8 protein-coding genes and 3 pseudogenes are annotated in these 10,657 nt (G+C 74.8%); 4 read left to right on the plus strand and 7 right to left on the minus strand.

All coding sequences use genetic code 11. From position 1 onward, the window contains the following. The 3 genes and pseudogenes from BJF79_RS21415 to BJF79_RS21420 all read left to right on the plus strand — a co-directional run. Positions 1-674: pseudogene (locus BJF79_RS21415) on the plus strand (SbcC/MukB-like Walker B domain-containing protein); the annotation flags it as partial. A gap of 287 nt (positions 675-961) precedes the next feature. Continuing rightward, positions 962-1,999, plus strand: a complete 1,038-nt coding sequence (locus BJF79_RS53560) for a hypothetical protein (RefSeq protein ID WP_143220074.1) — start codon at positions 962-964, stop codon at positions 1,997-1,999. Beyond that, positions 1,996-4,047: a DUF4132 domain-containing protein gene (locus BJF79_RS21420; RefSeq protein ID WP_143220075.1), complete on the plus strand. Its 2,052-nt coding sequence runs from the start codon at positions 1,996-1,998 to the stop codon at positions 4,045-4,047. The genes BJF79_RS53560 and BJF79_RS21420 overlap by 4 nt, the downstream gene beginning before the upstream one ends. 45 nt (positions 4,048-4,092) lie before the next feature. Here BJF79_RS21420 and BJF79_RS21425 read toward each other — a convergent pair whose 3' ends face one another. The 7 genes and pseudogenes from BJF79_RS21425 to BJF79_RS21445 form a co-directional block, all read right to left on the minus strand. Further along, positions 4,093-5,172 (minus strand): polyprenyl synthetase family protein, encoded by a 1,080-nt coding sequence (locus BJF79_RS21425; protein ID WP_262402370.1) that lies wholly within the window; start codon positions 5,170-5,172, stop codon positions 4,093-4,095. A gap of 35 nt (positions 5,173-5,207) precedes the next feature. Continuing rightward, positions 5,208-5,828 (minus strand): hypothetical protein, encoded by a 621-nt coding sequence (locus tag BJF79_RS60960; protein WP_262402371.1) that lies wholly within the window; start codon positions 5,826-5,828, stop codon positions 5,208-5,210. A 94-nt stretch (positions 5,829-5,922) separates the two neighbouring features. After that, positions 5,923-6,174: pseudogene (locus BJF79_RS67115) on the minus strand (AarF/UbiB family protein); the annotation flags it as partial. 38 nt (positions 6,175-6,212) lie between these two features. After that, a complete protein-coding gene (locus BJF79_RS60970) occupies positions 6,213-6,686 on the minus strand; it encodes an AarF/UbiB family protein (protein WP_262402373.1) in 474 nt (157 codons plus the stop codon). Between the two features lie 81 nt (positions 6,687-6,767). Further along, positions 6,768-7,106 carry a hypothetical protein gene (locus BJF79_RS21435; protein ID WP_075899933.1) on the minus strand — a complete coding sequence of 113 codons (339 nt, stop codon included), beginning with the start codon at positions 7,104-7,106 and terminating at the stop codon, positions 6,768-6,770. 128 nt (positions 7,107-7,234) lie between these two features. Next, positions 7,235-7,702 carry a hypothetical protein gene (locus BJF79_RS21440; protein WP_075899935.1) on the minus strand — a complete coding sequence of 156 codons (468 nt, stop codon included), beginning with the start codon at positions 7,700-7,702 and terminating at the stop codon, positions 7,235-7,237. A 40-nt stretch (positions 7,703-7,742) separates the two neighbouring features. Next, positions 7,743-8,810, minus strand: a complete 1,068-nt coding sequence (locus BJF79_RS21445) for a terpene synthase family protein (RefSeq protein WP_075899937.1) — start codon at positions 8,808-8,810, stop codon at positions 7,743-7,745. Between the two features lie 319 nt (positions 8,811-9,129). Between BJF79_RS21445 and BJF79_RS21450 the strand changes: the two are divergent. Continuing rightward, positions 9,130-10,657, plus strand: a pseudogene (locus tag BJF79_RS21450) (hypothetical protein); the annotation flags it as partial.

The raw sequence follows: 10,657 nt of genomic DNA on the forward strand, positions 1-10,657 counted from the left end.
CGCACGCCACCGCCGCCGTCGTCGGCGCAGGCCGCGCGCGTCCGGCTCGCCCGCCTCGCCGACCTGCGCGCCCGGCTCGACGCCGCCGTCCGCGACTGGCGCCCCGCCCACGCGAAGTACGAGGTCGCCGAACGCCTCGCGGGCCTGGCGTCCGGCAAGTCCCCCCTGAACGAACGCGGCATCTCGCTGCCCGCCTACGTGCTCGGCGCCCGGCTGGAACAGGTCGTCGCCGCCGCCAACGAACGCCTCGTGCACATGTTCGGCGCCCGCTACGAGCTGATCCCCACCGAGGCCAAGGCGGCGGGCGACCGCAGCCGCAGCGCCGGCGGGCTCGGCCTGCGCGTCGCCGACGCCTGGACGGGCCAGGAGCGCGACCCCGTGACGCTGTCGGGCGGCGAGTCGTTCATCACCTCGCTCTCCCTCGCGCTCGGCCTCGCCGACGTCGTCACCGCCGAAGACCGGCGCGCGAGATCGGCACCCTGTTCGTCGACGAGGGCTTCGGCACCCTCGACGCCGAAACCCTCGACGAGGTCATGGACGTCCTGGACGGCCTCCGCGACGGCGGCCGCGCCGTCGGCATCGTCAGCCACGTGGCCGAACTGCGCGCCCGAATCCCCGCCCAGCTGCGCATAACAAAGGAACGCGGCGGCTCCACCGCCAAAATCGTCGTCTGACGGTTCCGGTTCGTCCGGGGGCGTGTGGTCGTGGCCGGTCGTGGGCGGCGGTCTGTAAAGGGGCGCGGGTCGCGGCCGTCCGGATGCCGGTCGGGCATCGGCGTCGGCCGGCCGCGCGGCCGCGCATCGTCCAGGGCGTGGTGGGGCGGTGGGACCGTGAAGATCATTAATTGTCCGCGGGGTGTCGTAAGGTCGGCCCCATGCGGCGAGACATGTCGGTTATCCCAGCTTCGTGGCGGTCTCGGATGCATCCTCGGCGGGACGGGCCGGTACCGCCGGACCCCGCCGTGGACGAGGCCCTCGCCGGTGACGTGCTCGGGCGCGTCGCCGGTCTGCGCGAGCGCCTCGGCGAGTGGCTCGACACCGCCGGCTACCGCTGCGACGATGAGCTGGAGGGCCCCGTCCGTGCCTACCTCGGCGGCGAGGCCGACCCCGTGGGCGCGGCCGCGACGCTCGTCCTCTTGTCCGATACGGACGTCTCGTCGTTCTACGAGGCGGCCAGGCCGCGAGGTGAGACCCGCTACGACGGGCTGGCCGACGCCTGGACGGTCGAACACGGGCTCGCGTTCGCCGCGAGCGCGTTCATCGAGCTGAGCGAAATCGGTCCCTGTACGGTGCGGAGCGACTTGTTCGAGACGTCCGGAGTCCGCAGGTCCTTCGCGCACTCGATGGACTTCCTCTGGGAGACCCGGCAGGGCGGCGTCCGCAGGATGCGGGAACTGCTGACCGCCGCCGACGAGACGGTGCTCGACCGCCTCGGCGAACTGCGCGCCACGCCGCTGCGCCGCATCATCGTGTCGTACCTCGCCCCGGACCGGGTGGACTGGCTGGACGAGTGCATCGCCGATCCGGCCACGGCCGGGTGGGCGCGGAAGGCGAGCTGGATGCTGTGGTGCTGCCCCGGATCGGCGGCGGAGGTCGAGCGGGCCCGCGATGCGCTGCACGCCGGCCGGTACGAGCCGGTGCCGGACGTCCTGGCCACGATCTACGCGGCGGGGGGCCCGGCGCTCGTGCCCGTGCTGGCCGCGCGCTGGACGGTGACCTGCCCGCCCCCAACCGCGACGCGATCCTCACGCTGCTGGCGAGGCTTCCGTACGACGAGGCGTTCTCCGCCCTCGTCGAGCGCGCCGACCGGACACCCGTGTGCCGCGCCCTCGCCGCCGCCGCCAAGCGCTTCCCGGAGCGCGCCGGGCGGCTCACCGAGCCCGGTCCCGATGCGGCCGGTCCCGGGGCGGACGGGCGAACCGTGCCGGACGCCTCCGAGGGCGCGTTGCCGGCCCTCCTCGTGCGTCCGCCGTGGACGCGGACCGAGGCGCCGGGCGTGACCGGCCTGAAGCCGCCCCCCGGCCGGGAGATCGTGTGGGACTCCGGTGAGCGGGAGCGGTGGGCCGCCGAAGCAGCGAACTGGAGCCCCGAGTACCTGCACGCGGGAAAGCCCGAGAGGGCGCTGGCCAAGGCGATCGAAATGGTCCGCAACGGGGACGCCGGGGACAGCAGGGAGGAGAAGACCGTGCTCCTGCACGCCCCGGACGACGTGGTGGACGAACTCGTCCCGGGATGGGAGCCGTACATCTACGACTACGCGGGCGAGTGGGTCCGGCCGTTCGTCGCGCGTTTCGAGTTGCGCGCCCGCGACGTCGCGCTGGGGTTCGCGCGCCGCCCGAAGAAGGACGATGCGTACGCCGCGCGCGAAGCGCTCGTGCCGTTCCGGGACGCCGAGGTCGCCGAGCGGATGGCCGGCTGGCTCGCCCGCGGGACCGAGCCGCTCGAACCCGTCCGCGGCTGGTTCGGACGGCACGGCGCCGACACGGTCCCGCTGCTCGTGCCCGCCGCGCTGGGACGCTCGGGCGCGAAGCGGCGATACGCGGAGCACGCGCTGCGGTTCGTCGCGGAACTGACCGACACCGCGTCGGTCGTCGCGGCGGCCGGGGAGCACGGGGAGGCGATGGAACGGCTCCTCGCGGCGCCCGCGCCCCCGCCGGACCTGCCGAAGATCCCCGCGTGGGCCGCCCCGGACGTCCTGCCGCGGGTGCTGCTGCGCGACCGTTCCGCCGTGCTGCCCGTCGCCGCGACCGCCCATCTGGTGACGATGCTGGCTATCGCCGACCCCGGCCTGTCCGGCGTCGCGGACGTCCGCGACGCCCTCGACCCGCTCTCCCTGGCCGAGTTCGGGCGGGCGCTGTTCGAGGCGTGGCAGGCGCATGGCGCACAGCCCCGGGACAACTGGGCGCTGAGGTCCCTGGCCCTGTCCGGTGACGACGACACCGTGCGGCACCTGGCACCGCTCATCCGCGAGTGGGCCGGCGAGAAACAGCACGACCGGGCGGTGAAGGGCCTGGAGGCGCTGGCCGCCCTCGGCACCCCCGTCGCGCTGTTCCATCTGCACGAGATGAGGCGCAAGGGCGGGAAGTCCGGGGTCAGGGAGGAGGCGCGGATGCTTTTCGCGCAGGTCGCGGCGCGCGCTCACCTGACCGGGGAACGGCTCTCCGAACGGATCATGCCCGACTACGGTCTCGACGCCGACGCCGGCATGACGCTCGACTACGGCCCGCGCCGCTTCCGGGTCGGATTCGGCGACAAGCTCGAACCGTACGTCGCCGACCAGAACGGGCAGCCGCTCAAGTACCTGCCCGAGCCCGGCGCGAACGACGATCCAGCCCTCGCGGCCGCCGCCAGCCGCCGCTTCACCGCGATGAAGGCCGAGGTGCGGACCGCGTCGACCTACCTCATGGAGCGGCTGGAGAAGGCGATGGCCCGCGGCCGCACGTGGCGAACGGCCGAGTTCCGCGCACTGTTCGTCGACCATCCGCTCGTCCGGCACATCGCCCGCCGCCTCGTGTGGAGCGCCGACGGCGCCGGCTTCCGGATCGTCGAGGACGGCACGTTCGCCGACGTCCACGACGACGCGTTCGACCTGCCGGGCACGGCCGTCGTGCGCCTCGCCCACCCCGCCGAACTGGGCGGCGATCTCGGCGCGTGGGCGGAGCTGTTCGCCGACTACGAACTCGACCAGCCGTTCCCGCAGCTCGGCCGCCCGTTCCAGCTGCCGACCGAGGACGAGCGCGCGGCGGGCCGCCTGAAGCGGTTCGAGGGGGCGCTCGTGGAGGCGGGACGGATCAGCAAACTGGAACACCGCGGCTGGAGGCACTCCCGCACGGGAAGGGACGACTACGAGAACGGGAAGTTCGCGGACGAGGTCCTCGCCCAGGAGCATCCCGGCGCACTCGAGATCAAGGTCAGGGTACGGGTGCGGCTCGTCGGGAACAGCCTTGAGCACCGCGTCCGCGAAGTGACGATCGACGGGTCCGACCTCGCGCTGGCGTCCGAGGCCCTCGCCGACATCGTCTGGCTCACCGGTCGCCGGGCGCGGTAGCCCGGCGGCGAGCGGCCCGGTAGCCCGGCGGCGCGAGCGGCCCGGTCAGGCGGTGCGCCGGGTGGCGGCCCCGGCGAGCCGGGTGAGGGCCAGGCGGGCGGGTTCGGTGATCGGCGCGGTGGTCAGGACGTCGACGGCCCGGTCCTCGCGCTCCTTGATCATTCCTTCGACGGCGGTCAGCGCGCCGGTGTCGACCAGGATCTCGCGGAGCCGGTCGGCGCCGTCCTCGTCGAGCAGCGGGCTGCCGTGCAGCGTCCTGATGAGGCGGCGCTGCGCGGCGGTGGCGTGCTCGACCGCGTGGGCGATCAGGACGGTCGGTTTGCCGTCGCGGAAGTCGTCGATGTCGGACTTGCCGGTCACGTCGGGGTCGCCGAAGGCGCCCAGGACGTCGTCGCGGAGCTGGAACGCCTCGCCGACCGCCACCCCGAACGTCGAAAAGGCCGCCAGCAGCGCCGGGGACGTGCCCGCCAGCGCGCCGCCCACCTGCAGGGGACGTTCCACGGTGTACTTCGCCGACTTGTAGAGCAGCACCCGCATGGACCGTTCGGCGGTGGTGGGACCGTGCGCCTGCTCGATGATGTCCAGGTGCTGGCCGTAGCAGACCTCGGCGCGCATCCGGTGGTAGTAGGGGCGCGCGGCGGCGAGCCGTTCGGCGGCCAGCCCGCTGGTGTACAGCAGCTCGTCGGCCCAGGTCATGCACAGGTCGCCGAGGAGGATGGCGGTGGCGACGCCGAACCGCCGCGGGTCGCCCCGCCAGTGGTGGGCGGTGTGCCGGTCGGTCAGCGCCTGGTGCAGGGTGGTGCGGCCGCGGCGCAGCGCGCTGTCGTCCATGATGTCGTCGTGGATGAGGCAGAAGGCGTGGAAGATCTCCAGCGCCGACGCGGCCCTGACGATCTCGGCGCAGTCCGCGCCGCCCGCGGCGCGCCAGCCCCAGTAGCACAGCAGCGGCCGCAGCCGTTTGCCGCCGTGCAGCACGAACTCGCGCACCAGCCGGAACAGCGGCGCCGTGGTCTCGTCGCCCAGGTCGCGCAGCCGTCCGTCGAGGAAGGCGGCCAGTTCCGTGTCCACGCGGGCGCGCAGCGGCCCGCACAGGTCCCGGGCCAGGGCGGGGTGGTCGGTTTCCACGTGAATGTCTCCTCAACGAGGCCGGATGCCCGCGGTCACCGGCCGTCCGGCGGCGGGCACCGGTGACGCCGGGACCACCACAGCGCGGCGGCGACGATCGCGGCGGTCCGCAGTGCGGTCGCGGACGGTGCGGGCCCGCTGCCCCGCGCGTCCCGCAGCCGCCCGACCCGGACGGTGAGGTCGCGGTTGGCGGCGTCGCGGACCAGCCCCCGCAACTGCTCGGGGGCCAGCGTGTTGCCGATCATCAGGTCCAGCGCGGTGCGGGCGGCCTGGATCTCCGACAGCGACTCGCCGGCCAGGTGCAGCAGGATGTCGCGCAGCTGTTCCTCGAAGACGTCGGTCAGCGCGAGTTCGGGGGCCAGGTGGCGGACCGAGCCCTCGATGTTGGAGAACGACTTGCCCAGCAGCGACACCACCGGGCTGGTCTGGATGCCGCGCCGGGTGGAGTACTTCAGCACCGACGTCAGCGTGACGCCGAAGTCGAGGTCCTCCAGCGACGCCGTCGCGACCTTGGGGACGAGCAGCGCCATGTCGCCCGCGAACCCCGGGATGTCCGCCCACGGGGTGGCGCGGCCCAGCTCCACCCAGGCGCGCGCCAGGCCGGGACCGTCGTTGTGGGCCAGGGCGAGCAGCACCGTCACCAGCGTCATGCTCATCCGCCGGTCGATGCGCCCGACCATCCCCCAGTCCGATCAGGTGGGCCTTGTGGCCGGGCGCGACGAAGATGTTGCCCGGATGCGGGTCGGCGTGGAAGAACCGGTCGACGAAATAGCCGCGGTACATGAACGCCAGCAGGTCGCGGCCGATGCCGAGCCGTTCCTTCTCGGTGAGGGAGCCGGTGTCCACGTCGCGGACGGACCGTCCGGGCGCGGTGCTCTGCACGATCACCCGCGGCGCCGCCCGGATCACGTCGGGCACGTCCAGGTACTCGAACCGCTCGACGAGGCCGCGGGCCCGGTCCATGTTGGCGGCCTCGACGGTCAGGTCCAGTTCGGCCTCCATGGCCTCGAAGATCACGTTCAGTGACGCCTCGATGTCGATCACGGCCCGTTGAGGTCCCGGGAACCCCCGCGGCCGAGGACGCCGCGCGCGCGCCGCATCAGCCGCATGTCCGCCAGCACCTGGGAGCGGATGTCGGGCCGCTGGATCTTCAGCACCACGGGTTCGCCGCCGCGCAGCACCGCCCGGTACGCCTGGGCCAGGGACGCCGACCCCAGCGGCCGCGACCGGTCGATGTGCGCGAAGCGGCGTTCCCAGCCCGCGCCCAGCTCCGCGGCCAGCACCGGCTCGAACATCGCGAACGGCGCGGCCGACACCCGGTCGTGCAGCAGCGCCAGCTCCGCCCTCGTCTCCGCCGAGACCAGGTCCGGACGGGTCGACAGCATCTGCCCGATCTTCACGTAGAAGGGACCGAGGCGTTCCAGCGCGAGCCGCACGGCGCGCGCCCGTCCGGCCTCGCCGCCGTCCGGGCGGTCCGCGCCGTCCGGGCGGGACGGCCCGGACGTGCGCCGCACCGCCGTCCGGGCGTCCGGGCCGCTTTCGGCAGCCGAGTAGTTCGGTCAGCACCTTGGTCACGGTGCGGAGCCGCGCGGCGGTCAAGACCGGCTCCGCATCCGCCGGCCGCCGTCCTCGGGCGGCGGCGGCGGCTCCGCGTCGTCCGGCGCGCGCAGCAGCTCGCCCACCATGCCGAGCAGCGCCGGGGCGGCCGCCTGCCCGGCATGGTGGGACATCATGGTCCGCAGCACCTCGACCAGCACCTCGTTGGTGCACTCGGCGCCGGTGCCCTGCCGCTGCGCCCGGAACGGACGTCCGGTCCGGACGTCGTCGGCGAGCTCCGCGAGGTCGACGAACCTGCGTTCGTCGAGGTCGAACAGCCGCCCGTCGCGCTTGTACCGCAGGCGCCGGGCGCGACCGGCCGCCCCTGTCCTGTCCACCGTCGTCCTCCATGCGGTCCCGAGCATCGGCCCGGCCGTCGGCCGGTTCGGCGAGCGGTCTCAGCGCTGCTGGTCGTCGTCGCCGTTCTCCGTGCGGACCTGGCGCGCCAGCTCCTCCATCCGGCGGTTCAGCCGGGCCAGCTGACCGGCGAGCCGGTCACCGCCGTCATGGGACCGGGACCCGGCGTAGCGGTCCCGGTCTCGGTACCGATCCCGGCCTCGATCCCGGTCCCGGTCCCGGTCCCGGTCGCGCGGACGGGGGCGTGGGCGCGGTCGCGGCGCGGGCGCCGATCGTCCCGGCAGCGGCGCAGCCGGCGGCCGAGGTCCCACAGGTCTTCGAGGATGTCCTCGATGTCCTCCCAGTCGCAGTCGTCCCAGTCCCAGTCGCCGTCGTGGTCGTCGTGGTCCCAGTCGTCGCGGTCCCAGCCGCGGTCCCAGTCGTCCCGGTCCCGGTCCCAGTCGTCGTCCCGGTTCTCGACGGCCTTGCGCGCGGCCCGCCGCAGGTCGTGTTCGACGTCGCTGGCCCGGTCCAGGGTGTCGTCGATGAGGTCGCCGATGTGACGGGTGGTGCCGGTGCGGCGTCGTCGTCTGGTCATGTCCGGTCTCCTTCGAGGGTCGGTGCTGCTTCGGCGTCCGTCACACGTCCCACCACCAGGCGATGGTCGGGACGGGGATCGGTTCGGCACTGTCGTCCATGGGGCGTTCGGCCCAGGTGATCTCGCGGGCGGCGGTGTCGCCGAGATAGCGGGGGACCCGCAGGCCCCACTCGGCGTTGCCGCGGATGCCGTAGGCCAGGCCGTCGACGTAGCCGCGGCCCGCCGAGCCGAGCCGGGGGAGCAGCCGCTCGCGCAGGCTCACGAAGCGCAGCAGTATCCGGTCGCGCAGCCCCGTGGCGGTCCGCACCGCGGCGGGGAAGGAGCCGCCGTTGTGGGCGAGCAGGACGTTGTAGATGTTCTGGCCCGTGTGGTCCTGGTCCATCTCCCGGGCCAGCGAGTGCCGGTCGTTGTCCAGGGCGGCCACCGCGATCGCCGCCTCGGTGAGCGCCCGCACGGCGGGCCGCTCCATCTCCGCGGCGGGCACCTCCCGGCCGTCCGCGATCTCCAGCATCGCGAAGGTGGGCTCGCCGCCCGCCGAGTGCAGCCGCATCGTGAGGTAGTCGTCCAGGTCGGGCATGTGCCCCCGGGCCCGGTCGGCGACCTGCCACGCCACCCCGGCCAGCCACGCGCGCTGCGCGGCCACGAACCGCTGGAACTGCACCGGGGTGCCCAGCTCGCGGAACCGCGCCCCGACGTCGTGCACGGCCGCGGCGTAGCGGTCGTCCCCGGCGGACGGGACGGGACGTTCCAGCGCCCGCTGGACCCGCGACGCCATCGGCACGAACTCGGCGGGCCGGGCGGCGTAGTGCCCGGCGTCGCAGCACGCGTCGTCGAACGCGAACCCCCAGTACACCCACAGCGCGGCGGCCAGCAGCCGGTCCTCGTCGGCGTGCGGGGCGAACCGGGCGTAGAAGTCGGCGCTGTGCGTGCCGATCACCCTCGCCCGCTCCCCGGCGTCGGCGCACAGGCCCACATCGTCCAGCCAGGAGACGGCCCGCCGCTCGACCGCCCGGCACGCGGGGTTGATCGCCGGCTCCAGCGGACAGAAGATCGGCGGCAGCTCCACCCCCGCCGCGACGTCCTCGGCCAACGACCGTCGCACGTTCATGGGCCCCTCCCTCCGCACCGTCCGGTCGGCTCGATCATCAAGTCGTGACAAAGAGTAGTCAAATAATGACTCTATGTGATCGTCGCTGGTCGGTCAACGGCGCGTCGAGGATCCGCCAAGCCGCCGTCAGCGGCGCGCCCCGTGCGAACGCGCCCGCCCCGCGCCCCGGAATCCCGGGTTCGGGGGCGGAATGTCGTTGATCGTCTCTAGGGTCGTCGTCCATGGACGAGGACGCCCGGATCGACGAGACGCTCGCCGCCGATGTCCTGCGGCGGATCGCCGGGGTGCGCGACCGGCTCAAGGAGTACATCGACGCGACGTGCTCTTCGCGGACGGGCTGGGCGAGCGGGCCCGCGCCTACCTGGACGGCGGCGCCGACGCCGTGGGCGCCGCCGCGACCCTCGTCGCCCTCTCCGACGAGGCGGAGTTCGCCGCCCGGTTCTACGGCCCGCGGGGCCCGCGCTACGAGACCCGGTACGACGGTTTCGCCGACGCCTGGACGGCCGAGCACGGCCTCGCCTTCGCCGCCGAGGCGTTCGTCGAGCTGAGCGGCCTGCACCCGGACCGGACACCCCGGCGTAGCCACAGCAGCGCCACGAGCGGCGTCCGCGTCGCCCGTCCCGACGACCCGATGGACCTGTGGCGGGAGGCGGCGTCGGGCGGCGTCGGCCGGATGCGGGAGCTGCTGGACGGCGCGGTGCCCGAACGGCTCGCGGACCTGCGGACCGCGCCCGTCCGGCGGGCCGTCGCGTCCTACCTCGCGCCCGCCCGGGTGGACTGGCTGGACGAGTGCTGCGCGGCCCCGCCCGCGCGTCCGGGAGCGCGGCGCGCGGTGGATGCTGTGGTGCTCCCTGCGGTCGGCCGCGCAGTTCGAGCGCGTCCGCGACGGGCTGAGCCTCGGCCCGTACGAGCTGGTGCCGGACGTCCTGGCGACGGTTCTCGAACGGGTGGGGCCCGCGCCGCTCGCGCCCCTGCTCGGCGCCGCGCTGGACGCCCGGCCGCGGGCCGCGCACCGCGACGCGGTCCTCGAACTGCTGGCCGCGACGCCCGCGGACGCGTCGTTCGCCGTCCTCGTCGAGCGGGCGGGGACATGCACGCCGGGCGCGCCCTCGCCACCGCGGCCCGCCGCTTCCCCGAACGGCCCGCAGGCTGCTGCCCGCGCCGCCTCCGGCGCCCCGCCCGGTGCCAGGACGCGCCCGCCGACGCGCTGCCGCCGGCGTCGTCCGGCCGCCGTGGCGGAGCCCCCGGCCCCGCCGTCCCGGTGCACCGCCTCGCGGTTCCGGCCGACCGGACGGTCGTGTGGGCGGACGGCGAGCGGGAGAAGTGGGCCGACGCCGCGAAGTACCGGCCGGAGTCGCTCGGCCGCGACGGGCTGGAAGGGGCGATCGAGAGGTTCCGGGCCGGGGGCGCCGGGCTGAAACAGCAGGTGGTCGTGCTCCTGCACGCCCCGGACGAGGTGGCCGGGCCGCTGCTCGCCGGATGGACGCCCCCGGACGACCCGATGTGGACGCGGCCGCTCGTCGCGCGCCACGAACTGGACGTCCGCGACCACGCCCTGCGGGTCGCGCGCTCGACCGCGCCCGGCGGGCGCGGCCTGCTCGTCCCGTTCCGGGACGCCGAGATCGCCGCGCTGATGGCCCGCTGGCTGGCCCGCCGCTCCGGCGCGCAGCGGCCCGTCCGCACGTGGTTCGCGCGGCACGGCCCGGCGGCGGTGCCGCTGCTGGTCCCCGCCGCGCTGGGCGGCGCGGCCGAGCCGCGCGCGCACGCCGTGCACGCGCTGCGGTACGTCGCGGAGCGACGGACGCCGCCCGCGTCGTCGAGGCGGCGCGCACACGGCGACGCGGCGG

Source organism: Actinomadura sp. CNU-125 (genome assembly GCF_001942465.1).
In the GTDB taxonomy this organism is placed as follows: domain Bacteria; phylum Actinomycetota; class Actinomycetes; order Streptosporangiales; family Streptosporangiaceae; genus Spirillospora.